General features: G+C 54.2%; 21 protein-coding genes. 10 read left to right on the forward strand and 11 right to left on the reverse strand.

Annotated features, from left to right (window positions below; all coding sequences use genetic code 11):
• The first annotated feature begins 150 nt into the window (after positions 1–150).
• Entirely contained in the window at positions 151–702 is a 552-nt protein-coding gene (locus AB8516_RS20770) for a DUF924 family protein (RefSeq protein WP_369163093.1), read from the forward strand.
• Positions 703–977: 275 nt separating this feature from the next.
• Here the strand turns inward: AB8516_RS20770 and fusA are convergent, their stop codons facing one another.
• The 3 genes from fusA to dsrA form a co-directional block, all read right to left on the reverse strand.
• Complete coding sequence (gene fusA / locus AB8516_RS20775; RefSeq protein WP_369163095.1) at positions 978–3,050, reverse strand: elongation factor G; 2,073 nt, start codon at positions 3,048–3,050, stop codon at positions 978–980.
• Positions 3,051–3,408: 358 nt separating this feature from the next.
• A complete protein-coding gene (gene dsrB / locus AB8516_RS20780; protein WP_369163096.1) occupies positions 3,409–4,485 on the reverse strand; it encodes a dissimilatory-type sulfite reductase subunit beta in 1,077 nt (358 codons plus the stop codon).
• Between the two features lie 11 nt (positions 4,486–4,496).
• Positions 4,497–5,753, reverse strand: a complete 1,257-nt coding sequence (gene dsrA, locus AB8516_RS20785; RefSeq protein WP_369163098.1) for a dissimilatory-type sulfite reductase subunit alpha — start codon at positions 5,751–5,753, stop codon at positions 4,497–4,499.
• A gap of 301 nt (positions 5,754–6,054) precedes the next feature.
• Here dsrA and AB8516_RS20790 point away from each other — a divergent pair, with 301 nt between their 5' ends.
• Positions 6,055–8,403 carry a response regulator gene (locus AB8516_RS20790; protein ID WP_369163100.1) on the forward strand — a complete coding sequence of 783 codons (2,349 nt, stop codon included), beginning with the start codon at positions 6,055–6,057 and terminating at the stop codon, positions 8,401–8,403.
• Between the two features lie 89 nt (positions 8,404–8,492).
• Here AB8516_RS20790 and AB8516_RS20795 read toward each other — a convergent pair whose 3' ends face one another.
• On the reverse strand, positions 8,493–8,843 hold the full coding sequence (locus tag AB8516_RS20795) for a hypothetical protein (protein WP_369163101.1): 351 nt from the start codon (positions 8,841–8,843) through the stop codon (positions 8,493–8,495).
• Positions 8,844–8,932: 89 nt separating this feature from the next.
• Between AB8516_RS20795 and AB8516_RS20800 the strand changes: the two genes are divergently transcribed.
• Positions 8,933–10,435, forward strand: coding sequence for a GTPase (locus AB8516_RS20800; protein WP_369163103.1), 1,503 nt, complete (start codon positions 8,933–8,935; stop codon positions 10,433–10,435).
• Entirely contained in the window at positions 10,365–11,726 is a 1,362-nt protein-coding gene (locus tag AB8516_RS20805) for a YcjF family protein (RefSeq protein ID WP_369163104.1), read from the forward strand. Before AB8516_RS20800 ends, AB8516_RS20805 begins: the two co-directional genes overlap by 71 nt.
• Before the next feature lie 87 nt (positions 11,727–11,813).
• On the opposite strand, the gene AB8516_RS20810 is transcribed toward AB8516_RS20805, so the two are convergent.
• The 3 genes from AB8516_RS20810 to AB8516_RS20820 all read right to left on the reverse strand — a co-directional run bounded on the left by AB8516_RS20810 (position 11,814) and on the right by AB8516_RS20820 (position 13,085).
• Complete coding sequence (locus AB8516_RS20810) at positions 11,814–12,503, reverse strand: DUF2461 domain-containing protein (RefSeq protein ID WP_369163106.1); 690 nt, start codon at positions 12,501–12,503, stop codon at positions 11,814–11,816.
• A 12-nt stretch (positions 12,504–12,515) separates the two neighbouring features.
• The gene (locus AB8516_RS20815) at positions 12,516–12,761 is read right to left on the reverse strand and encodes a hypothetical protein (protein WP_369163107.1); all 246 of its coding nucleotides are present in this window, start codon (positions 12,759–12,761) and stop codon (positions 12,516–12,518) included.
• Positions 12,762–12,848: 87 nt separating this feature from the next.
• Entirely contained in the window at positions 12,849–13,085 is a 237-nt protein-coding gene (locus AB8516_RS20820) for a hypothetical protein (RefSeq protein WP_369163108.1), read from the reverse strand.
• Positions 13,086–13,430: 345 nt separating this feature from the next.
• Between AB8516_RS20820 and AB8516_RS20825 the strand changes: the two genes are divergently transcribed.
• Both AB8516_RS20825 and AB8516_RS20830 read left to right on the forward strand, forming a co-directional pair.
• Entirely contained in the window at positions 13,431–15,158 is a 1,728-nt protein-coding gene (locus AB8516_RS20825; RefSeq protein WP_369163110.1) for a cation:proton antiporter, read from the forward strand.
• Between the two features lie 301 nt (positions 15,159–15,459).
• A complete protein-coding gene (locus AB8516_RS20830; protein WP_369163112.1) occupies positions 15,460–15,633 on the forward strand; it encodes a hypothetical protein in 174 nt (57 codons plus the stop codon).
• Between the two features lie 118 nt (positions 15,634–15,751).
• Here the strand turns inward: AB8516_RS20830 and AB8516_RS20835 are convergent, their stop codons facing one another.
• The 4 genes from AB8516_RS20835 to AB8516_RS20850 form a co-directional block, all read right to left on the reverse strand.
• Positions 15,752–16,519: a YciK family oxidoreductase gene (locus AB8516_RS20835; protein ID WP_369163113.1), complete on the reverse strand. Its 768-nt coding sequence runs from the start codon at positions 16,517–16,519 to the stop codon at positions 15,752–15,754.
• A gap of 82 nt (positions 16,520–16,601) precedes the next feature.
• Positions 16,602–17,252, reverse strand: coding sequence for an HAD family hydrolase (locus AB8516_RS20840; RefSeq protein ID WP_369163115.1), 651 nt, complete (start codon positions 17,250–17,252; stop codon positions 16,602–16,604).
• Positions 17,253–17,296: 44 nt separating this feature from the next.
• A complete protein-coding gene (ubiG, locus tag AB8516_RS20845) occupies positions 17,297–18,007 on the reverse strand; it encodes a bifunctional 2-polyprenyl-6-hydroxyphenol methylase/3-demethylubiquinol 3-O-methyltransferase UbiG (RefSeq protein ID WP_108290813.1) in 711 nt (236 codons plus the stop codon).
• Positions 18,008–18,077: 70 nt separating this feature from the next.
• Entirely contained in the window at positions 18,078–19,409 is a 1,332-nt protein-coding gene (locus tag AB8516_RS20850) for a TRZ/ATZ family hydrolase (RefSeq protein ID WP_108290811.1), read from the reverse strand.
• A 127-nt stretch (positions 19,410–19,536) separates the two neighbouring features.
• Between AB8516_RS20850 and mtnA the strand changes: the two genes are divergently transcribed.
• The 4 genes from mtnA (at position 19,537) to AB8516_RS20870 (ending at position 25,739) form a co-directional block, all read left to right on the forward strand.
• Positions 19,537–20,616, forward strand: a complete 1,080-nt coding sequence (gene mtnA / locus AB8516_RS20855; RefSeq protein WP_369163117.1) for an S-methyl-5-thioribose-1-phosphate isomerase — start codon at positions 19,537–19,539, stop codon at positions 20,614–20,616.
• A gap of 113 nt (positions 20,617–20,729) precedes the next feature.
• On the forward strand, positions 20,730–23,306 hold the full coding sequence (gyrA, locus tag AB8516_RS20860) for a DNA gyrase subunit A (protein ID WP_369163118.1): 2,577 nt from the start codon (positions 20,730–20,732) through the stop codon (positions 23,304–23,306).
• A 170-nt stretch (positions 23,307–23,476) separates the two neighbouring features.
• Positions 23,477–24,559, forward strand: coding sequence for a 3-phosphoserine/phosphohydroxythreonine transaminase (gene serC, locus AB8516_RS20865; RefSeq protein WP_369163120.1), 1,083 nt, complete (start codon positions 23,477–23,479; stop codon positions 24,557–24,559).
• A 4-nt stretch (positions 24,560–24,563) separates the two neighbouring features.
• On the forward strand, positions 24,564–25,739 hold the full coding sequence (locus AB8516_RS20870; protein WP_108292480.1) for a phosphoglycerate dehydrogenase: 1,176 nt from the start codon (positions 24,564–24,566) through the stop codon (positions 25,737–25,739).
• Positions 25,740–25,791 lie beyond the last annotated feature (52 nt).

Below are 25,791 nucleotides of genomic sequence, written 5' to 3' on the forward strand. Positions count from 1 at the left end.
TCATTCTGCCTTGCCGGACAAAAAAATAGACCCAGCAGGGCCGATTGGATTAGTGTTAACAGGCCCATAGCTTATAGCTCTCTTTAAGTCGGCCTTGGCCCTATAGTTACTTGACCAGCGGGGAATCGTCAAATCCGTTAGTGCATTGAGATGAGCGACAAAGAAGTAAACGAGATCATCGAATTTTGGTTTTCCGGCCGGGTTGAACCGCTGCGCTTCAATTCAACAGCGGAATTCGATCTGGAGATCAGGGATCGCTATTTGAGACTCTGGCACCGAGGGCGTAAGGGCGAGTTGGATCATTGGAAAGAAACAAAAGAGGGTTGCCTTGCATTGGTCATCCTTCTCGATCAATTTCCCTTGAATATGTTTCGTCACCAGTCTGAAGCCTTTTCCACGGAACAGCAGTCCCGTGACGTGGCCGGTTTTGCCATCGATGCCGGATTCGACAAACAGATGCCTGGTGAATGGCAGGCTTTTCTCTACCTGCCGTTCATGCACAGCGAGTCCCTCACCGATCAGGATAGATCGATTTCACTGTTCGAATCAGCGGGCTTGCATGAGAATCTCAAATGGGCCGAACACCATCGAGCGCTGATAAGGCGATTCGGCCGCTTTCCCCACAGAAATGAGATATTGGACCGTGAGAGCACAACAGACGAGCTGGCCTATCTGAATTCAAATCAAGCGTTTACCGGATAGCGTGTTGTCGGATATGGAAAAAAATATTTAGCCGCGAATGGACGCTAATCACCGCAAATTTACGCAAAAGATATTTCAATCGCTTGATTCGCCATAAAAATAACCGTTCAACCCTCCGCACTTATCAGGCATGCACTAGGCTGTTTAGGCCAAAGGAATTGATTTCGATTGATCACGTTTAATCAGCCACGAAATCCCCATCCTTGTTTGCCAATATTTACGGTGATTAGTGCCCATTCACGGCTTGTTATTTCCCGCCATTGCCAAGTCAGTAGCTAGCGCCCCAGAGATTTCATAATTGTTGCCGGCACTGCTGCGAAATGGTCGATCTCCATGGTGAACGAACCGCGGCCGTGGGTTGCGGAGCGCAGTTCCGTCGCGTAGCCGAACATCTCGGAAAGGGGTACCTGGTTACGAATCGCCTTGATCTGGCCCGGCCGGTCAGAGACACCGTCGATCTCGGCGCGCCGATTGGCCAATTGCGCCAGCACATCGCCCAGGTGTTCTTCGGGGGTGATCACCTCACATCGAACAATCGGCTCGAGCAATACCGGCACGCCTTTCTCCAGGCCGCTGCGCAGTGCCATGCCTGCCGCTATTTGGTAGGCCATAGGATTGGAGTCCACGCTGTGTTCGGAACCGTCTGTCAGGGCTACTTTGATGTCGGTAACGGGATAACCGCCGATGACCCCGCTCCGGGCCGCCTCACGGATGCCGCTCTCCACTGCCGGGATATAAGCGGCGGGAATTGCGCCACCGCTGATCCGGTTTTCAAATAGCAGCCCTGAACCCGTCACCCCCGGCGTTATCTCGATGACCACATGGCCGTATTGTCCATGGCCTCCTGTCTGTCTGACAAAGCGGCCTTCGACCCCCGTAGCAGTTTGAGTGATGGTCTCTTTATAGGCCACCTTGGGATTGCCGGTGCGGACATTGACGCCTTGCTCGCGTTGCAGCCTGTCCAGCAGTACCTCCAGGTGAAGCTCGCCCATGCCGGAGAGGATCGTCTGTCCGGTCTCTTCATCGGTTTCGGCCTTGAAGGTCGGGTCATCTTCCGCAAGGTGGTGCAGGGCATCAGCCAGGCGTTCATTATCCTGCGCTGTAATCGGCGCCACCGTGATCTTGATGACAGGGTCGGGAAAACTGATCGATTCGAGCAACATTGGATGTTTTGGGTCGCAGAGAGTGTCGCCGGTGACTGCGTCCTTCATACCCAACAGGGCGGCAATGTCTCCGGCATGGATGACTTCGATATCTTCCCGATGCTCGGCATACATCCGTTCCAGTCGTCCAACCCGTTGGTTGCGCTTGTGGCGCGGGTTGAGCACCATGGCACCCGTTTGTAAACTGCCTGAGTAGACGCGGACATAGCAGAGACGCCCGGCATAGGGATCGGTGACGGTCTTGAACAGGAGTGCACAGAGGGGGCTGCCATTACTCGGAGCGCGCATGATCGCTTCACCCTTCACCGGGTGAACGCCCTGGATTTCACCGATATCGAGGGGGGAAGGCAGATAGCGGATCAGTGCGTCGAGCAGAGGCTGAACGCCCCGGTTTCTCAGTGCACTGCCGCAAAGGACAGGCACGATTGCATTATCCAGCGTGGCGCGACGCAGGGCATCGTGGATCATCTCTTCATCGGCCTCACCGCCTTCCAACCAGATCGACAGCAGTGTGTCATCCTGTTCGGCTATTTGCTCGATCATCGTTGCACGGGCAGATTCCGCATCAGCTAGGTGTTGTGCCGGTATCTCTTCGTACTCCCTGTGTGCACCCAGTTCATCGTGCCAGCGGATGAGTTGCATGCTGATCAGGTCTATCACACCTTCGAAATCCGCTTCCACGCCCAGGGGTAGCTGCAGGGGGATCGGGTTGGCGCCAAGCTGCTCGCGAATGGTATTGACCGCATGCTTGAAGTCGGCGCCGATGCGATCCATTTTATTGATAAAACAGAGGCGGGGAACGCGATAACGGTCCGCTTGCCGCCAAACCGTTTCGCTTTGAGGTTCCACGCCCTGGGAGGCATCAAACACCACCACAGCCCCATCCAGTACCCGCAAAGCCCGCTGCACCTCAGCGGTAAAGTCGATATGCCCGGGTGTATCGATAAGGTTGATTTGATGATCATTCCAAAAGGCGGAGACGGCTGCATCCACAATGGTGATTCCACGCTCGCGCTCCTGATCCATCCAATCGGTGACGGTGGTGCCGCTGTCCACCGAGCCCAACTGATGGGTACGACCCGCATAATAGAGTATGCGTTCCGTAGTGGTGGTCTTGCCGGCGTCTATATGGGCGATCAAACCGATATTGCGTAAACGCTCAATGGGGACAGCTTTGGCGGTCATAGGTTAGTGTCTTATTGTTGTATCAAAGTGGATTTCATCGAACACAACTCATTCTAGTCTACCCGAGCGTGTTGCGGTAATGGATGGGGGGGTTAACAGGGGCTTGGTGATGAATCTATTGGGAGATTAACCGCAAATGAACGCTAATCACAGCAAAATTATCGCGAATAGTCTGATTAAGTATTTCAACCGGATCAGGGCATACTAGAGATCACGAATGAGAAAGAACTTGATATCTGGGCGATTGGCACTGTGTTGATAGTCTCAACAATATCTCATGACATGGATCGGCAAAAAGATTCGCGTATATTTGCGGTGATTAGCGTTCATTCGCGGCTTGAGTCTCTAAACCCTGTCATCAAAAACGCAGATGGCTCGAGGCGTTCAGACTCTTTTGCTGGCCGCGCCAGTTATCGATATGGAATTTGGTGAACGGCAGTTCGGTAAGTTCGAAGAAGCGCGGCCAACCGATGCGTTCCACCCAATCGTTAATTCGTTCCCAATCCTTTGCGTCCTGCCGATAGACTGCCAATATCCGCTTTACAATGGCCGTAGCCTCCGGCCAGCGTGGTGGATTGTTGGGGATGCCTGCAGCCACCAGTTTCTGAAAGCTCGGTCTGCCACGTGCATTGGAGTGATTGCCGCCGATCCAGACAGCCAGTTTCGAGTGTTGCGGATCATTGATCTGCATCGGTGGGCAGGGGGGGTAACAGGCGCCGCAGCAGACGCACTTGCGTTCATCGACCTCCAAGGAGGGTTTGCCATTCACCATCGCCGGGCGAATGGCGGCGACAGGACAGCGGGCGACCACCGAGGGGCGTTCACAGACATTCGCCACCTGATCATGGTTGATCTTCGGCGGTTTGGTGTGTTGGATATTGATGGCGATATCCCCCTGTCCGCCACAGTTGATCTGGCAGCAGGAGGTGGTGATATGGACCCGGTTCGGCATATTCCAGGCGCGGAATTCGCCGATCAGCTGGTCCATCATCGATTTCACCACGCCGGAGGCGTCGGTGGCGGGGATGTCGCAGTGGAGCCAGCCCTGGGTATGGGAGATCGAGGTAACAGAGTTCCTGGTGCCGCCGACGATAAAGCCGTTGCGCTCCAGCTCGTCGATCAGCGGGTCAACCCTGGCACCGTCCGCCAGCATGAATTCGATATTGCTGCGAATGGTGAAGCGTACATAGCCATCCGCATAGCGGTCGCCGATCTCGCAAAGCTTGCGCAGGGTGAACAGGTCGAGGATGCGTTGCGTGCCCACGCGCACTGTCCAGATCTCGTCACCGTCATGGGCGACATGCTTCAGTACACCGGGTTTGGGATCTTCATGGTATTTCCATTGTCCGAAGTTTTTCTGCATCACGGGATGCATATATTGCATGCCATCGGGACAACCGCTTTCAATCGGGACTCTGCGTTGTTTGGCTGGCATCGAATCGGCTCCTAGGCTGCATTGGCATCGCTGCTGTTTTTACGCTCTGTCCACTTCGCGGCCTCATGCTCCCAATTGTCGGTTCGGATATAGGAGTTCTCCCGCGGATGAACGATCATGTTGGGATCCATTTCAATATTCAATGCATCGAGAAAGTTGACCAGGCCGATGCGCTCGATCATCTCCCCGATGCGCTCATGTTCCAATGCGTTCTCGGCGAAGAAATCGATCACCTCTTCAGCGAGTTCCACCAAACGCTCATAATCCGCTTCCGTCTCCACCTTCATGAAAGGCACGATGACGGTGCCGAATCGGTCGCCTATCTTGAGTGTGCGCTTGCCGCCGATGAGCACGCTGATGCCGCGGTCATTTCCCGGTGAGAGGGCCTTCGGCATCACGTTCAGGCAGTGCATGCAACGTACGCAGTTGCGGTTGTCCACACTGAGAGTATCGTCGTCATTGAGGGACAAGGCATGGGTCGGGCAGCGGGCGATGACATTGTCCACCAGATACTTCCGCCCTTTGTCGGCGACATATTCCCGCACCGCCTCCTGATCCACCTGCATCTCATCGCGCCAGGTACCGATTACCGCAAAATCGGCCCGCTCGATGGCGTTCATGCAATCGTTGGGACAACCGGAGACCTTGAACTTGAACTTGTAGGGCAGGGCGGGGCGGTGCATCTCGTCAAGAAAGTTGTTGACCAGGCTACGGTGGATATCGTGCTCATTAGTACAGGACTGTTCGCATCGGCCAGAGCCGACACAGGATTGTGCCGTCCTGACACAGGGGCCGGCCCCTCCCAGATCGAAGCCATAGTCATTGATCTCATCGAAAAATCGCTGGGTGTTCTCCGTGGTGGCGCCGATGAACATGATGTTACCCGTCTGGCCATGAAAGGTGACCAGGCCCGAGCCCCATTTCTCCCAACTGTTCGCAAGCTGCCGCAGGCAGTCGGTGGTGTAGTAGTTGCCCGCGGGCGGTTGAACCCGCAGGGTGTGAAACTCCTTCGATTTCGGGTACAGGTGGCCGATTTCGGAAAAGCGCGGGATGATCCCGCCGCCATAGCCGAAGACACTGACGGTTCCCCCTTTCCAGTAGCCTTTGATCGTCTCATAAGAGTGTTCCAACTGCCCCAACAGGTCATTGGTTGCTTCACGAATGCGGGGGTCGCTGTGATGGTCACGCAAGCGCTTTATACCGGTGATGAAACTGGGCCACTCGCCACTCTCCAGCTGGTCAAGCATCGGTGTCTGGTGCTTTTTCATATCGGCTCACCCAATTGAATAACTGTTAACAAAAATAGAAATTATAATCATCCGTATTCCTATAAAAATAGTTGATTAAAACAGTATGTTTATATCACCAATGGAATAGTGCGGATTGATATCTATTAAAGATTTTTCTATATTTTTCAATCAACTGTAGAAAAAACTTCAGATGATCATATAATAGCCGTAATAAGATAGTGGGATTAGGCCGCATATATGTACTGCGATGAAGCATCTATGCTGGTCATGCATAGTGCTCTCTGAATTGGTTTTTAAATAGTTATCAGGGTAAATAAAGATGACTGCCACTGGGGACTCACACAATAGGTATCTGCTGCAACAGCTCCCTGAGATCCTCGCTAATATCGAGGTGAATTGGCCGGTGCTGCCCTCGGGTATGTGGAACGCATCAGGGGTGAGATCGGTGTTGCGCCATCTCAATGAAATGACAAGAAAGAGCCGCCAGGCGGGCCTGGTCAATGTCAATAAAATTACCCAGGTCATCGATCAGGCGATCAACGAAATCTTTCAGGAAGATGCCCAACCCGATGCAGATGAGATAGATCACCTCAATCAATATCTCGAAGCGCTGAAGGCTGCCGTAACCGCTTCCCAGGCGCCCAGCGGTGTCGAGACAGCAATGCAGTCATACTATCAAGTGATCTATCTGAATCATGAGGATAGCGTCAAGGATCAAATCACCGAAGCGATACAGAAGAATGGATGGCGTGTCTTAAGCGTCCACAGTGTTCAAGATCTGCGCGCGGCGACGGCCGATGAGAAGGCGAAGGCCGTGCTTGTCGACACAGAGCACCTACAGCACATGGGGGAGGTGAATCAACTCCTCGATGAGTTGCGTACACAGAAGAAAAAGCGGCCCGAACTGATCTTTCTCTCGGATCGGTGTGATATTGAAATCCGTCTCGAGGCCTTGCGATCGGGTGCTACCCAGTGTTTTTCAAAACCGATCAACATCGCCGATCTGATGTTGAATCTCAAGCAGATCATCTCTCCTGATGTGAAACCCCATAATCGGGTATTGGTGGTCGAGGATGATGAATCCCAGGCGAAATTCGCCAGTACACTGTTACGCAAAGGCGGTTTGGAAACCCTGGCGATTACCGATCCACTGGGCGTGATGGAAGCAGTGGAGCAGTTTCAGCCGGATCTTATCCTTATGGATCTCTACATGCCGGGTGCGAACGGGATCGAGTTGACCCAGGTGATACGCGAGAGGGGTGAATCGTTGACAATACCCATCGTCTTTCTCTCCGGAGAAGATGACTTGGAAAAGAAGTTGCTCGCTCTCCATTCGGGTGCTGATGACTTTCTGACCAAACCGGTCAGACCGCAACATCTGCTGGCTACCGTTAAAACACGCATCAACAGAGCCAAAGAGGTTTTCACGGCAGGCCGAAAGGGACACATCGATCACTCCACGGGATTGCGCAACAGAAGGGAGTTGTTGCAGCAGATCGATCTCAGCAACCAAACGATGCAAAAGGGAGAGATGGCCGGTGCACTGTTTTCCATAACCCTTGCCGACCGGGAGCAACACCTCAGCAGTGATGAGAGCGAGGCGATCAACAACCTTGTGCTGGATGTCGCCGATCTGGCCGGCGCACTGTTCGGTAAACGCGACATTATCGCCAGAACGGGGGGGCAAAGTCTGGGTGTTCTGATTCATCGCAAAACAGCAGCGGAGATCGAAGAGATCGGTTCAGCGCTCTATGAGCAACTCAGTGAAGCCCTTGCCGACGATCAGGCAACAGGAGGCGGGCATCGTTTCGGTGTCGGCCTGGAACTGATCGATGCAAAACAGCTGGACGCCTATCTTCATCTCACCAGGGGAGAGGCGGCGTCGCTGCAGGCCTATCGCGAGGAACATGACGGATATCTGCGCTATCATGAGCAGACAGCCGGCGAAGAATCCGGTGAACAGGCCGCCGATGAATTCCAGAAGCAACAGTTTCTCAATGCCCTGAAGGCGGGTCTGATAGAGTTCCATGAGCACAAATTCAGCGCATCCCACGATATAGGCAAGGAGATCAGTGAACAGATACCGGTGCCTGCGCCGGCGACCGATATCGTTTTGATCTCGGATGATATCTATTTGACCGCCGAACGTCATGGAGCGAGTAATCTGCTCGACAAATATATTTGTCATAATGCGATAAAAATGCTTGGGCAAGCTGCGCTTCATGGTAATACAAATCAATTGCTCATTCGCTTGTCCGCCCATGCGGCCGGTGACGAAACTGTTCTCGAATATTTAAAGTCCGAATTGCGCAATATGCAGTTGATAGGCACCGGTTTAATCATAGAGTTCAACCTTCCCTCACTGGCCTCAAACCTTAAGCAGGCACGTCACTTTCTCGGTGAAATCTCGGCTATGGGGATCACCACGTTGCTTGGTAATTTCGCCTGTAATGAGACCGCCTATAAAGTGTTGGCCTACCTGAAAGCCGATGGAATACGGCCACATATCTCCCTGATGCAGACAAACCATGAAAAGATCCATGAGATCGCCACTCATGTACACTCACTGCAAGCAAAGATCATTCTGCCCAGGGTGGAGAAATTCGGTCAGATCAGTTTGCACTGGTCCGAGGCGGCGGATTATGTTCAGGCCGATTATGATGATTGATAACGTTGTTCTGAAAAAGCACGCAACCCTCTTAACATCAATTATCTGAGAGTGTCTGTTGTAATGGAGTGTAAGCTGTTGCAGTCTGGTCAGTGGCTCTCGTTAATCAACTTTACCCTGGTCTCAGCAGATCCCTTATCAATCTCCAGTACAAGTTCACAATATTCCGTTTGCGTATCCAGCGGTGTGGGATCGTCGGCACAGCTGCAGCCTGCGATGATGCCGGCATAGATGATCGAGACCCGGCAGCGAATGAACGCTGTATCTTCCTCACTATCGATGACGATTGCACCGAAGGGTTCCGAGCTGACCATGCTGCTGAGGCTCAAGCCTTGTTGCAGGGGAAGCTGATCCGCGTCGATCGCTTCCAGTTCATCCTTAAGGACCCGGTCGAATCCTGGGCTGTTCCAGGCATCCCTGGCTTTGGGGAGTTGAATCATCTCTGCTCCATGGCTGGTTTAACGTCAGTTTCTACCGTATTCTGTTCGATCAGGATTATGCCGGAAGGTTTCTACCCGTATCTACAACCATGACAGAGCAGCAGGTTCCCACTTCACAAAAGCGCATATTACGTCTGCTGCTGTTGGTGGCGTTACTGTTTCTTTTGCTGCTGGCGTTGTTGATCATGCTGCAGCTAACCGAATCGGCGCTCAGTGTGTGGCAGATGCTCGAACAACTCTCTCCCGCCTTGTTGGTGGTCTACGCCATCGGTCTGTTCGGTTTCGCGCTACTGGTCTCGATCCTGAGTTGGCTGCTTCTGCGACCGGTAAAACGCAAACCTGCAGAGCAAGTGTTGGGGGCTTCACTGCCGCAGGATCGGGAGACTCTGACCGAAGCGCTGCAGCAAGCGGATACCCAGGGGATAGATACGGCCGGGGCGCGTCAAGAGTTGCGGGAGCTCGACCGGCGGGCGGCGCAAATGACGCTCTATGTGGTTTTTTTCGGTGCCGTATCCGCGGGCAAGAGTGCGCTTATCAAAGTAATTGCAGGTGCCGAGGATATTGAAGTCGATCCTCGCGCCGGCACTACCCGGCGTATCGCCCACTATGAGTATGCCGAAGGCGAGGGTGTCAACCTGCAACTGACCGATGCCCCGGGTATCCTCGACACCGATCCTGAGCATGTGAAGATGGCCCGCGAGGAGGCCAGGCGCGCCCATCTGGTGATCTATGTCTGTGACGGGGAGCTGACCCGTGATCAACATCGGGAGCTGGAGGCACTCAAGGCCCTCGAACGGCCGCTGATCGTGGCCTTGAACAAACAGGACCGCTATAGCGAGGAGGATCTCAAGGCCATTCTCGCCAGGCTTCGAGAACGGTTGCCGGAAATTGAAGTCATACCGGTTCAGGCGGGGGGGAAAGAGCAGGTAACGCGTATCGACGATTCCGGCAAGGAGTGGCACGAGCTGCGTGACAGGGAAGCAAAGATCGGGGAATTGATGAGTGCGATCAAGCTTCGAATCGAAAGCGAGGGGGAGCGGCTCGATGCACGGCGGGATGAGAGTCTGGTGCGGTTGGGCGCCGAGAAGCTCCACCTGGCGACTCAGACCCATCGTCGTCAGGAAGGCGAGAAGCTGGTGCGACAGTACACCGGCAAGGCGATGGTGGGCGCCATGGCGGCGATCAGCCCCGGTACCGATGTCCTGATACAGGGCTATCTGGGGATGCAGATGGTGAAGGCCCTCACCTCCCTGTATGAGGTGAAGGCCCGCGAGGTCGACGTTGAACACTTTATTGACCTGGCCAGTCAGAATGTGGGCAAACGCATGACCTTGCTGTTGGCCATGACCGGCAATGTATTGAAGGCGTTTCCCGGTGTGGGAACAGTGACGGGAGGTTTGATTCATGCCGTTGCCTATGGCTTGATATTCGAAGGTTTGGGCAAGGCGGTGGTAAAGACCCTACAGGAGAATGGAACGCTCAAGACCGTTCAGGCGTTGGACTATTTCGAGGAGGCACTGAGTGGAGATCTGGAAAGCCGTGCAAAATATTTTGCCCGGCTGGCTGTGGAAGAGTTCAGAAAAAAAGAGTGAACCCGGTAAAGGGGAGCATGACGAAGACCATCTCCATCTGGCGAGGGAGAACCTGCGCGAGCTGCTCGAGGATGAGCGCCTGCCGAATAGTGTCCGTGACAGTCTGAAAGACGACTTCATGCAGGTCGAGGCGATGCTCGACAAGCTGGAGCATGGCCATCTGCATATTGCGGTCTTCGGCCGGGTCAGTGTCGGCAAGTCGGCACTGCTGAATGCCCTGCTGGGGGAGGAGCGGTTTACCGTCAGCGCCCTGCACGGTGAGACACGTCACAGCGATATGGCGCCCTGGCAGGAGGTTGAGGCCGGTGGGGTCTTTCTGATCGATACCCCCGGGATCAACGAGATCAGTGGCGAGGAGCGCGAGCGGATGGCGGAGGATGTGGCGGGCCGCGCCGATCTGGTGCTGTTCGTATTGGATGGCGACCTGACACAAACCGAGTTGCAGGCCATTCGATCCCTGCATCAGCGTAATCGTCCGATCCTTGTGGTGCTCAACAAGTCTGATCGCTATACCGCTGAAGAGCTGGAGCTTCTGCTCTCCAGCCTGCAGGAAAAGCTATTGGATGTGGTCGCTGCTCCCTATATCGTGCCTGCCGCGGCACACCCCGCAGAGCGGATATATCTGCAAACGGACGAGCAGGGTCGAGAGCGGGAGGTCCGCAAACGCCCACTGCCCGATGTAACACAACTGGCCGGCAGTCTCTGGCAGCTGGTCGAGCGGGAGGGAATGGTGCTCTCCGCCCTGAATGCCAGCCTGTTCGCCGGTGAACTCAGCGATGAGGTTGCAGGCCGTATCGTGAAGGTGCGCCAGGATGTGGCAGAGCGGGTGATACGGGGCTACTGTCTCGGCAAGGGGGTGGCGGTAGCGCTGAATCCGATACCGGTGGCCGATCTGGTGGCGGCCCTGGCCCTAGACGCTTCGATGGTCATGCACCTGGCCCGCGTCTATGGGATGTCGGTTTCCAGGGGAGAGGCGGGGGAACTGATAAAAACCATCGGTGCCCAGATGGCGCTGCTGATGGCCACCGTGTGGACGGTGAATGTGGCCGCCAGCGCGCTCAAGGCGGGCAGTGCCGGCCTCTCGACCCTGGTTACTGCGGCGGCCCAGGGGGCGATGGGTTACTACACCACCTATATCGTCGGAAAGGCAACCCAGCGCTACTTTGCCCAGGGGCGCTCCTGGGGGAGCGGTGGGCCGAAGACGATCGTGCAACAGATCCTGGAGTCCGTGGATAAAGACTCCATCCTGCAACAGGCGAAAGAAGACATTCGACAGAGATTGCGGGCCTAGACGGAATATTATATCCGCCGGAATATCTGCATATGGAAGTTGCGGACATTCGCGGTGATTGGCGTCCATTTGCGGCCACATTGAGCTTCAGTAGTTGACCTCGACCGCAGCGCAGAGATAGCGCATCAGCGCATCGGTCTGCTTGAAACCCCGGGTAACGAAATTACAGAACGATGGTTTGTCAATCTCATTACCGTCAAATGCCTTGAGCGCGATGAAGTCTTTGCGTTTTAGATCCTCTATCAGGGGATGGTCGGCAGGGTAGCCTCTCGGGGGCCTGATCAAGCTATCACCCACGAGTTGAAAGTGTTTGCGGAATGGTTTCTCACGTAGTGTAGCCTGCCAGGCAGCAGGATTGTCCGTAATAAAGTTTCTGATTTTTCCCAGTGTCTTGGGATCGGGATGCCATATGCCGGCGCCGAGAAAACAGTTGCCTGGTTCTATATGAAGATAGAAACCCGGAGCATGCACGTCCTTACCCAGACTATGTCTGAATTGAATGCCGATATTGGTTTTATAGGGTGTCTTGTCCTTGGAGAAGCGGGTATCACGATAGACACGCATCAAAGAACCACCGGTTTTTTTGGCAATGGCACGAAACTGGTTTGAGATGCCATTCAGTTTTGGCGCCATCTCCTCAATAAATGCGAGTGCCGGTTCCCTGACGGCAGATTCATATTGCTGTTTGTTGTCAGCGAACCATGCGCGATCGTTATTCTGTGCCAGTGCTTCAAGAAAAGGGAGTGTCTGTGGCGGGAAACCCTTGAACCTATTCATATACAGATGGGTTCATATGCCGTATTTGCTGTGAATGGCGTGCCTTACCGGACAGGTGCAGACGATCTCCTTGCCCAGTCGGGAACTGTAGGGGCAGTCGCTGCCCTTGCCGCAAATCATTCTTGACGTGTTATCGGCGGTTAAGCTGATGCCACACAACATATAGTCGCTATCTGTGAGACAGGCGTGTTGCTTACTGCACTTTTTCGCCTCTAACAGGGTTTCCAGCGGAATATTCAATCGTCTGGGATTCTGCATCAGCCTAGAGTATCCCAACCAACTCACGAAACACCGGCGCTGCCGGCCAGTCGCGGCATTCCGTTTGAGATAGTTGGCCCCGGAACGCTAAATTCCACCGATCAGTGACGCATGCACACCACTTTGCTGGAAGTGAGAGAGCAGGTCTCTGGAATGGATTGTCTGTGGATCGTAGTCAACCACCATCAGGTGGGGTGTCTTGATATGAGTGCATGCGCTCACGACTCCCCTCACTCCGGAGAGGCTTTTTTCTATATGATGTATCTGATCATGAGACAGGTCTTCATTAATATGAACAACAGCATTGGCATCGAAACGGATCATCTTCTCCTCCCACCTTGTATTTCTGTTAAGTTTGAAATTAGCGCAGATGACTGGGAATACAATGTGGGGATACCCCATCACTTTGTAGGGTTAAACCCCTGTTTATTAGATTGGATAGTCGGTTAATCCGGTGTATCCCCGTGAGCTGTCGGTTAAAGTAAGGTTGCATGAGGTAATGAGTTGTCGAAATAAAATGAGTTAGCGGGCAAAATTGATGCTGTAATCGCTGGCGTTATCATTCGCTCATGTAGAATAACTACACAACGCTCATTCTGCCTTGCTGGAAAAAATAGTCCCCGCAGGGCCGGTTGGATGAGTGTTAACAGGCCCTGGTGACGAGGTTCTATGCATCTCGATACATTTCTGTTTTCAGCTTTACTATTGTTGATCGCAACATCGGTTGCCGTGGCCTTGTTCAAGCATTTGGGGTTGGGGTCTGTTTTGGGATTGCTCGTGGCCGGTATAGTTGTCGGTCCCTATTCTCCCGGTCCCTATGTGACGGAACATGTCGAGGATGTCAGGCATTTCACCGAACTGGGCGTGGTACTGCTGCTGTTCATCATCGGCCTGGAGATGAGGCCGCGGCGCTTGTGGGCCATGCGCCGTGAAGTTTTCGGCCTGGGGATGCTGCAGATTATCCTGACAGGCCTGATTTTGGCGCTCTATTTTTTTTATCAATGGCAATCCTCCTGGTTACTCTCCCTGTTGATAGGGCTTTCCTTTGCGCTATCGTCGACTGCCTTTGTGATCCAGATCCTGCAGGAGCGGGGCGAGATCGCCAGCCGGCACGGCATGACCGCCTTTTCAATCCTTTTGATGCAGGATCTTGCTATCGTGCCGCTGTTGGCGCTGGTGCCTATCTTTTCCGAGACGGGGGGTGTCTCCGCCGAAATCCCTGCCTGGCAACAGTTGATGATCGAGATCGGCATGATTGCCATGGTGGTGGTTGTAGGTCGTTATGTGCTGCCAATAGCACTCAACCAGTTGGCGAAACAAGGCAATAGGGAAGGATTCCTCTTGGTCGTCATGCTGGCGGTTTTCCTGGCTGCCTGGGTCATGGATCAGGTGGGTCTCTCCATGGCTCTGGGCGCCTTCGTCATGGGTATGTTGCTATCGGGGTCGAGTTATCGTTTGCAGATACAGGCATTCGTTGAACCTTATAAAGGTTTGTTGATGAGTCTGTTTTTTGTCGCCGTGGGTATGTCGATCGACTTCAATGCCATCTCGCAAGAGTTGGTGGTCTTTGTTCAACATATTCTGGTCATAGTGTCGATCAAGCTGCTTGTACTGTTTCTGCTTGTCCTTGGCTTCGGCTATTCCAAGCAAATAGCGATTCGGGTCAGTTTCTTTCTCGCGCAAGGGGGTGAGTTCGGTTTCGTTCTGTTTGCGGCAGCAAAAGCACTGAATGTGATCGATGAGGGCACATTCGTAATTGCCGTGGGTGTGATTTCAGTCAGTATGTTGCTGACCCCGATACTGATACGTGTCAGCGATCGATTGGCACAGCGAATGGATAGTGTCACGACCAAAACCGATCATCTGCGTTATCCATCGGATAAGGGGGTGGAGGGCCGGCGGGTGATTATCGGCGGCTACGGACGAGTGGGACATACGGTGGCGGTATTGCTGCATTCCAGCGGTGTGCCGGTTGTCGTCTTTGATACTCATCCCGACCGTGTCGCCCAGGGCAAGAAGGATGGCCTTCCGGTCTACTACGGAGATATCAGCGATCCCGATCTGCTCGACGCCGCCAATGTGGGGAGTGCCTCTTTGGTTGTTTTGACAATCGACAGCGGGACTATTGCCTTACGTACCATCTCCCATGTGCGCAACGCATATCCACACATCCCGGTAGTCTCAAGGGCGCGCGACCTCGAGGCTTGCGGTCATCTGCTCAGCGCAGGTGCAAGCCACGCCTTTCCTGAAGCGCTGGAGAGCAGTCTGCGTCTGGGTGCCATAGCATTGCAGATGGTCGATGTACCGAAGGATGATGTCGATATGCTGCTTCAGGGAGTGAGGCAGGACAACTATACCTTGGTGGTGTCGGAGGAAGATAAGGTGCGGAAAAAATAGTGTTTTCTGAGTATTCGGGGAAATCGGGGAGTTGATTGGATATATATCAAGCCAATTAATATGATAATCAGTTAATTGTAAAGTATACTTAAAGTATTTTCTTAATATATTAACATAGTTTAACACTCAGATATTACAATTGAAATGTTTCTCGTCTAAGCTGACAGTTACCAGGACATATCCTGTGAAGCCAAGAGAAAAGAGGGTTAATCAGAAAAAGACTACAAGCCTGCCAGTCAAATCTGATATCAGGTAATTGCAGATAAGGTTATGCTGGTCTTACAAGTCGGGGAGAGACGAGATGCCAAAATTAACCAGCGGGATAACTCAGAAGGAACGGCTGAAAGTGATCCAGTCCATCGATATGATGAAGACGACAAGAAATGATCATGAGAGGCAAATATTAAAGCGTTACAGGGATATGGTGGCCAGAGAGTTTTTGAACGTACAGGCGCCAGCATTGGGCGGTGACTAGTTTACTAAGCTGCTTTTTGCGGCGACTCCAAAACCTTCACCATAAATCAGATCCCGGCATTTGCCGGGATCTGTGTTATGGCCCTATTGAAGTCTCCTTCCAACAGAGATGAAATCGTTCAGGTCGAGCTGATATCAGCCTGTGTCTCCGCAGGTGCTGACAACGCTTGACCATGTATAGCCTTGCTGTCCGGACCCATCAGATAGAGATAGTTGCTCATGATATGGTCGGGCTGCGGCAGGGTAGTGGGATCCTCCCCGGGATAGGCCCAGGCGCGCAATGAGGTCTGCGTCGGGCCAGGGGCAATGCTGTTGACGCGTATCTGACTGTTTTCCAACTCATCGGCAAGTGTCTGCATCAATCCTTCGACGGCGAATTTGGATACCCCGTAGGCACCCCAATAGGCCCTGCCTTTTCGACCCACCTGGTCGGATGTGAACAGGATGGAGGCGTCTTCCGCCTTACGCAGCAGGGGCAGGCAGGCCTGGGTCAGCAGAAAGGCCGCGTTCAAATTGACCTGGATGACACTGTTCCATGTCTCTGGATCGAAATCGTCGATTCGGCTCAACAGTGCAAGTTTGGCTGCATTGTGTAGCAGGCCATTCAGTTGACCGAACTCCTGATAGAGGCTCTCCCCCAGGGCATAGTAATCCTCTTTCGGCGCCTTCTCCAGATCGAAGGGAATCAGTGCCGGTGTCGACCATCCGGCGGCATCAATCTGGTCGTAGGTCTCTTCCAGTCTGCGTTCGTTGCGTCCCAGCAGCACAACAGTCGCGCCATGTTCAGCAAATTTTTTAGCTGCTGCCTGACCGATACCGCTACCGGCGCCGGTTATCAGAATAATGCGTTCCTTGAGGATATTTTTATCAGGATTGTAGTCTTGCATGGGATGGTTGGCTCTTGTCCGGGCGTGCATTATAGCTGCCAGTGGTCTCAAGCGATATTGAAAATTCTCAACAAACCCGTATTCACAGCCAGTCGAGTATCTCCAGCGGATGCTTGATCTGACCATCCGCCTGCCATGCAAGGGGATTGTCGTTTTCGTCCAGATAGCCGAACAGTGCGACCAGGGTCTTGGTGCCTGCATTGCGGCCTGCCTCGATATCCCGTATAGCGTCACCGACATAGAGGGCCTGAGCCGGATCTATACCCGTCTTTTGGCAGGCATATAGGATAGGTTCCGGATGTGGTTTTGCGTGGGAGGTGGTATCACCGCTGACGATGGCACTGGCGCGCTGACTCAAGCCGAGTTGTTGCATCAAGGCATCTGTCAGCCAAGCGGGTTTATTGGTAACAATGCCCCAGTAGATTCCACGTGCCTCGAGTTCGTCGATCAAACTCTCCATGCCGTCGAATGGTTTGGTGAATTCTGCAATATTATCGGCATAGGTATGCAGAAACTGCTGCTGCAGTTCAATGTAACCGGGATCATCAGGTTCAATGTCAAATGCCACCTTCAACATAGCCCGGCTGCCGTGAGATACGGCAGGGCGTACCTTTTCGAATGAAATCTCTTCCCGGCCAACCTGGGCAAGCACACGATTCAATGCGAAATGGAGATCTGCGGCGGTGTCGGCGAAGGTGCCGTCAAGATCGAACAGGACACACTTGATTGTCATTGCAGTCAACTACCAGTGGCCAACATTCGGCACCCGGCTTGTCATCACGCTTCTCTGGTGGCGGCAACCAGATAGTTGACATCCACATCACCAGTCAATCTGTAGATCTGAGTGAGGGGGTTGTAACCCATTCCGGTCATACCGTTGGTGGTCAGGTCGGCCTTCCGCAGCCAGCTATTGAGTTCGGAAGGACGGATGAACTTGGTATAATCATGTGTCCCCTTGGGTAACAGTTTCAACACATACTCGGCGCCTACGATGGCAAACATATAGGATTTCGGGTTGCGATTGATGGTGGAGAAAAACAGCTTGCCTCCTGGCTTGACCAGTTGGGCGCAGGCATTCACCACCGAGGCTGGATCGGGTACATGTTCCAGCATCTCCATGCAAGTGATTATATCGTAGTGTTCCGGCTGCTCTTCCGCCAGGCGCTCGACCGGGATGCGTTCGTAGTTGATCTCCAACCCTGACTCCAACAGATGCAACCTGGCAACCTGCAGCGGGGCCTCACCCATGTCGATGCCGGTTACCTGAGCTCCGCAGGCGGCCATGCTTTCGGACAGGATTCCACCGCCGCAGCCCACATCGAGCACCCGTTTACCCTCTAAAGGGGCGAGGCGCCGGATATATTCCAGGCGTAGCGGATTGATCTCGTGCAGGGGTTTGAACTCACTGTTCGGATCCCACCAGCGGGACGCCAGCTCTTCAAACTTGCTGACCTCTGCATGGTCAACGTTGATCTGTTCAGTGCTCATAATGATCGCTGCAGTAACTCCTTAACCTTTAGGTTACACATCACGGCGTCCTTTTTCGAGCGATGGAGTATTAACTGTCGACATCCGATGCAAAAATGCGTTCCCGCCATTCGTCGGTGCGCGCCAGCAGTTGTTGCGTATCCAGGGTTGTCAGACTACCCGCACTGACAACGGGCCGGCCAGCCACCCAAACATGGGTAACCTGCTCACGGCCGGCGGCATAGACCAGTTGAGAGATGGGGTGGTAGGTTGGCAGGGTATTGATCCGGTTCAGATCCACCGCCACTATGTCGGCCGACTTTCCGGGCTCGAGTGATCCTGTCTCTTGCTGCAGGCCAAGCGCCCGGGCGCCATTGATGGTAGCCATCGAGAGCGCCTTGGCGGCGGGCAGCGTGCTGGCGTTATTCGCCACCCCTTTGGCCAGCAGGGCGGCGCTGCGCATCTCACTGAACATATCCAGATCGTTATTACTGGCTGCGCCATCAGTACCCAGCGCCACATTGATCCCCGCTTCCATCAGTTCAGCGACCGGGCAGAATCCGCTCGCCAGTTTCAGATTCGACTCGGGGCAGTGCACCACATGCCCGCCACTGGCCGCGAACAGCTCGATCTCATCACCTTCGAGATGGGTCATGTGCACCGCTGCCAGCGCAGGCGACAGCAGTTCCAGTTCGTTCAACCTGGCCAACGGGCGGGTGTCATGGTGTTGCAGGCCCTGCACGATTTCGTCATGGGTTTCGTGGACATGCATATGGATAGGTATCTCAAGCTCATCCGCCAGGATGCGGATTCGTTCCAATATCCCATTCCCGACAGAGTAGGGGGCGTGGGGTGCGAATGCGGTATGAATGATGGGATTGGTGCGAAATTGATCGTGTACCTGCAGGCCTTTATGCAGGTAGTCGTCACCGTCACTGGCCCAGGCGGAGGGGAAATCGATGGCGATCAGGCCGAGTACTGCCCGGATACCCGCACTGTTCGCAACCCGTCCGGTAATATCGGGAAAAAAATACATGTCGTTGAAGCAGGTGGTACCGCCCAGGAGCATCTCTGCAATCGCCATTTGGCTGCCGTCATGGATGAATTCCTCACTGACCCATTTGGCCTCCGCGGGCCATATATGCTCGTTCAGCCAGGTCATCAGCGGCATGTCATCGGCCAGTCCTCTGAGTAGGGCCATCGCTGCATGGGTATGGGTATTGATCAGACCGGGTATCAGCGCATGACCCGGCAGATTGGTTTCCTGTGTCGACTGATATTGGGACGCAACCTGCTCGGTGGGTAATATGGCGGCTATGCGACCCCGGTTAACCACCAGTGTATGGTTGGTATACACCAGGTTTTCAGGGACCACGGGAATGATCCATTCGGCATGGATGAGTTGATCGACCTGTTCAGGCATCGTCTTATCTCTGTTAATTATGAGTATTGTGAGACACTACACGTGCACCCGGAATAAATGCAACGACAGCTTAGCAGTTGATAACCCGAATATTTAACAAGCAACAGACTTTTCGCAGTGGCTAATTATGGATCTCTCCCAATACATGACTCAGGTAACGGCCGACGACGCGATCGTTTGGCGGGATGGACATCTGTTCCTGCTGGATCAGCGCAAGCTGCCCGGCGAGGTGACCTTCCTGGAATTGAACAACGCGGCCGAAACCGCCCGGGCGATTACAGACATGGTGGTGCGCGGTGCGCCGGCGATTGGCATCACCGCAGCGTATGGTGTGGTTCTGGCCGGAGGCATGGCCTTCCAGTCATCCGCAGAGCATTGGAAGGAGGTTCTCAAGGCCGACCTTGAATGCCTTAAACGATCCCGTCCAACCGCGGCAAATCTCTTTTGGGCGCTGGGCAGGATGGAGGTGCTGATAAAGGGTCTGCCTGAAGCCGGAGATCCCAGGGAGGCGCTGTTGCAAGAGGCCTTGGCGATCCATAAAGACGATATCAAGGCAAACCGGCATATGGGGGAGCTGGGTGCCTCCCTGCTGGATGTCGATAGCGGTGTCATCACCCATTGCAACGCCGGTGCCCTCGCCACCGGCGGATACGGTACTGCGCTGGGAGTGATTCGATCCGCCTATAAGCGGGGACTGATTCGGCAGGTCTTCGCGGATGAGACCCGGCCCTGGCTGCAGGGAGCGCGCCTGACCGCCTGGGAGCTGTTGCAGGACGGTATACCTGTCACTCTCCTGGCCGATGGGGCGGCCGCTCATCGCATGGCCCAAGGGGGCGTCGACTGGATCATTGTGGGATCGGACCGGATCGCGGCAAACGGTGACGTGGCGAACAAGATCGGCACATACAGCCTGGCAGTGGCAGCCAAGTACCATGGTGTAAAGGTGATGGTGGCGGCGCCTACCTCAACCATCGATATGGGTATCGCTTGTGGCAGCGAGATACCTATCGAGGTAAGGGGTGAAGATGAGTTGCTCTCCTGCGGGGGGCGTCAGATTGCCGCGAACGGTGCGGGGGTATGGAATCCGGTGTTCGATATCACCCCGGCTGAATTGGTTGATGCGATTGTCACAGAAAGAGGCGTTGTCCTTTCGCCAAATGAGAAAAAGATAGAAAAAATGATGGCGAATACGCCTGAGAGCCTCTGAAAACGGATTTCAGGCGTTTTTTATACAGCACAGTGTAGGGGGCTATGGTACAATGCGCTTTTTCTGACGCCCCACTGTGTTAGTGGGGGCGATAGCAAAAGACAACGAGCCAGATGACCGAATTCGCCAAAGAAGTACTCCCAGTCAATCTCGAAGACGAGATGCGGCAATCCTACCTGGACTATGCCATGAGCGTAATCGTCGGCCGGGCCCTGCCCGACGTGCGTGACGGACTCAAGCCTGTCCATCGCCGCGTGCTCTATGCGATGAATGAACTGGGTAATGATTGGAACAAGCCCTACAAGAAATCGGCGCGTATCGTGGGCGATGTGATCGGTAAATACCATCCCCATGGCGATACCGCCGTCTACGACACCATCGTCCGCATGGCCCAGCCATTTTCCATGCGCTATATGCTTGTCGATGGACAGGGAAATTTCGGATCGGTGGACGGGGACTCCCCCGCGGCGATGCGTTATACCGAAGTGCGTATGGCGCGTATCGCCCACACCATGCTGGACGACCTGGACAAGGAGACGGTCGATTTCGTTGCCAATTACGATGAAACGGAACGGGAGCCGGCCGTTTTACCGGCGCGGATTCCCAACCTGTTGGTCAATGGATCGGCCGGTATTGCGGTCGGTATGGCAACCAATGTGCCGCCGCACAATATTACTGAAGTAGTCGATGCCTGTATTGCGGTAATCGATGATCCGGAGATCTATATCGATCAGCTGATGTCCCATCTTCCAGGCCCCGATTTTCCCACGGCGGGCCTGATCAATGGCGCCAGCGGTATCAAGGAGGCCTATCATACCGGGCGTGGCAGGATCTATATGCGTGCCCGCACCGAGATTGAGACGGATGACAACAACGGCAAGCAGACCATCATCGTCAATGAGCTGCCCTATCAGGTAAACAAGGCGCGCCTTATCGAAAAGATCGCCGAGTTGGTGAAGGAGAAACGGATCGAGGGTATCACCGAATTGCGTGACGAGTCGGACAAGGAGGGGATGCGCATCGTCATCGAACTGCGCCGGGGCGAGGTGGCGGAGGTGGTACTCAACAACCTCTACCAACAGACTGCCATGCAGAGTGTGTTCGGCATCAACATGGTGGCACTGGTGGATGGCCGTCCACGGCTGCTCAATCTCAAACAACTGCTTGAGTTCTTCATCCGTCACCGCCGCGAAGTGGTGACCCGGCGCACCCTGTTCGAGCTGCGCAAAGCACGGGACAGGGCTCATGTGTTGGAAGGCCAGGCAGTGGCGCTGGCCAACATCGATGAAGTCATTCAATTGATAAAACAGGCGGCCAATCCGGCGGAGGCGAAGAGCGCGCTTCTGGCCCGTTACTGGCAATCGGAAACCGTTGAATCAATGCTTCAACGTGCGGGTGCCGCCAGTACCCGGCCTGAGGAGCTGTCTGATCAGTTCGGTCTTACCGAGCAGGGATATCGTCTGACCGAAGTGCAGGCTCAGGCCATCCTCGATCTGCGACTGCACCGCTTAACGGGCCTTGAGCAGGATAAAATCATCAAGGAATACGAGGAGCTGCTGGATAAAATTGCCGATCTTCTCGATATTCTCGGCAGTCCCGACCGACTGATGCAGGTGATTCGGGAAGAGCTGCTTGAAATACGTGAACAGTATGGCGATGAGCGCCGTACCGAGATCATCGAAAACCGTCTCGACCTTACGCTCGAGGATCTGATCACCGAAGAGGATGTGGTGGTGACCCTCTCCCATGCGGGCTATGCAAAAGCTCAGCCGGTCAGTACCTATCAGGCCCAGCGAAGGGGGGGTAAGGGTAAGATCGCCACCGCAACCAAGGATGAGGATTTCGTCGACAAGCTGTTCGTTGCCAGCACTCACGATACCATTCTCTGTTTCTCCAACATGGGTAAGGTCTACTGGTTGAAGGTCTATGAACTGCCCCAGGCCGGGCGCAATGCCCGCGGCAAACCGATCGTCAACCTGTTGCCGTTGGATGGGGAGGAGCAGATCAATGCCATCTTGCCGGTACGCGAATACGAGGCCAATCGTTATGTCTTCATGGCGACCAGCTCCGGCACTGTGAAAAAGACCTCGCTGGAGGCCTTCTCCAGGCCCAGGGCCAACGGCATCATTGCCGTCGACCTGCGCGACGGGGACAAGCTGGTCGGGGTTGCCATTACCGACGGTGAACAGGATATCCTCCTCTTCAGCAGCAGTGGTAAAGCGGTTCGATTCTCCGAATCCAAGGTCAGGGCGATGGGCAGGACCGCCTGTGGTGTCAGGGGGATCCGGTTGGAAGAGGAACATCAGGTCGTCTCCCTGATCGTTGCCGCCGAAGGTGATGTATTGACCGTTACAGAAAACGGGTACGGCAAACGAACGGCCATCGAGGAGTATCCGGTGCACGGCCGGGGAGGCCAGGGTGTCATTTCGATTCAGACCTCGGAGCGTAACGGTACTGTTGTCGGTGCCGTACAGGTGGTCGATGAAGACGAAGTGATGATGATCTCCGATGGCGGCACTCTGGTGCGGAATCGGGTCAGCGAAATTTCGCAGATGGGTCGTAATACCCAGGGTGTGATCATGATTCGTCTCAGCAGCGATGAACGCCTGATCGGGGTCGAACGGGTAGAAAATCTCGACACCGATACAGACGACGATGCGGATCCGGATCAAACCGATATGGACGATTGAACATCTCACGCCTTCATCCTGTGAAGATATGTGCATGCTTCGCTTGTGCAGGGAAGAAACTCAATGCGGTTGAGTATGATTGTTTTCGGACTGTGTATTTCCCCGGCCAGTGCCCACAGAATATTTGATTGATGAAATTCCAAACTATTCACGATATTGAGAGGCTATAGATGTCACGAGTCTTTAACTTTAGTGCCGGTCCCGCGATGTTACCGGAAGATGTTCTGCAGCAGGCCAGGGAAGAGATGCTTGATTGGCGTGGCAGCGGGATGTCAGTTATGGAGATGAGCCACCGGGGTAAGGAGTTCATGTCCATTGCTGAGCAGGCGGAATCCGACTTGCGTGCCTTGTTGCAGATTCCTGACAACTATAAAGTGATGTTCCTCCAGGGTGGTGCGTCGAGCCAGTTTGCCATGGTGCCGATGAATCTGACCCGGGAAAATACCCAAGTCGACTACATCAATACCGGTTCCTGGTCGAAAAAGGCGATTGCGGAAGCCAAGCGTTTTGCGACTGTCAATCTGGTGGCCAGCACGGAAGAGACCAGGTTCACCACAACGCCTGGTCAGTCGGAGCTCAACCTCGATCCTGGCGCCGCCTATGTGCACTACACGCCTAACGAGACCATCCAGGGGGTAGAGTTTCCCTATGTGCCGGAGACGGCTGATGTACCATTGGTTGCCGATTTCTCCTCCACCATCCTGTCACGGCCGATCGATGTCTCGAAGTATGGAATTATCTATGCCGGTGCGCAGAAGAACATAGGGCCCGCCGGTTTGACCATTGCCATCGTACGTGAAGACCTGATAGGAAATGCCGTCGAAAATACACCGGCAATGTTTCAATATGCGACCCATAGCGACAATGCTTCCATGTACAACACGCCACCGACCTATGGCTGGTACCTGGCGGGTTTGGTATTTAAATGGCTACAGCAAAAAGGCGGACTGGCCGGTATGGCTGTGATCAACCGGCGTAAGGCGGAGGCGCTCTACAAAGCCATTGACGATTCCGATTTCTACGCCAATCCGGTATCACCCGAGAGTCGATCCTGGATGAATGTTCCATTCACATTGGACGACGCCGGGCTGGATGGAAAATTTATCGAAGAGGCGGGAGCAGCCGGCCTCAAGACGCTCAAGGGCCATCGCTCCGTGGGTGGGATGCGCGCCAGTATCTATAACGCCATGCCCGAAGAGGGGGTTCAGGTGCTTATCGATTTCATGGCTGAGTTTGAACGGGTCAACGGATAACAACATGTACAAAATACTGACATTGAACAACATCTCCGTGGCGGGCCTTGATCGTCTGCCGCGTGATACTTATGAAGTCGCCTCCGAAATCACCCACCCGGATGCGATCCTGTTACGTTCCCATAAAATGCATGGCATGGAAATCCCGGAAACGGTGAAGGCGATCGGACGGGCCGGCGCCGGTGTCAACAACATTCCGGTGGCCGAGATGACAGGGTTGGGGATTCCGGTCTTCAATGCGCCGGGCGCCAATGCCAATGCGGTCAAAGAGCTTGTGCTGGCCGGTGCGCTGCTGGCGGCTCGGAACCTGGGTCCGGCCTGGCGCTTCACTACAGGGTTGTCAGGGGATGACGGCGTTATCTCCAAACAGGTGGAGTCGGGAAAGAAGAATTTCGTCGGCTTTGAACTGCCGGGACGTACCATGGGGGTCATCGGGCTTGGTGCAATCGGCGTCAAGGTTGCCAATGCCTGTCGTGCCTTGGGCATGAACGTGATCGGATACGATCCAACCATAACAGTTCAAAGCGCATGGAAGCTCGCTTCGGAAGTGGAGCAGGCCTTGAGCGTGGATGATCTGCTCTCCAAATCGGACTTCGTGACTTTTCACGTGCCGCTGACGGATGCCACTGCAAATATGATCAATGCCGAGCGGTTGAGGTTGATGAAGCCTGGATCGGTGCTGCTCAATTTTGCCCGTAACGGCATTGTCGATGATGAAGCCACCGTGGCCGCCCTGGATAGTGGCCAAATCTATGCATACGTGTGCGATTTTCCCAGCAACCTGCTGAAGGATCATCCGAGAGTGATTACCCTGCCTCACTTGGGGGCCTCAACCAAGGAGGCGGAGGACAACTGCGCTATCATGGTGGCCGAGGAGGTTCGTGACTACCTGGAAAACGGCAATATCACCAATTCAGTCAATTTCCCCAGCATAAATCTGCCGAGAAACGGTGGTTTCCGTATAGCCGTCGTGAACAGCAATGTACCCAATATGGTGGGACAGATCTCCACCGATCTGGCCAATGAGGGATTGAATATCCTGGATATGCTCAACAAATCCCGGGACGATATCGCGGTCACCCTACTGGACGTGGACAAGCGACCCAATGCTGAGCTGTTGCAGACGTTGGCTTCCATCGATGGTGTATTATCGGTACGCTCATTGTCAGGTGAAGAGTAGGGCCAAACGGGCGCAGAGCCGATTGGATCAGTGTTAACAGGCCCTAGGACCA

Origin of the sequence: Candidatus Thiodiazotropha sp. LNASS1 (assembly GCF_964212655.1) — a bacterium.
GTDB lineage: Bacteria > Pseudomonadota > Gammaproteobacteria > Chromatiales > Chromatiaceae > Thiodiazotropha.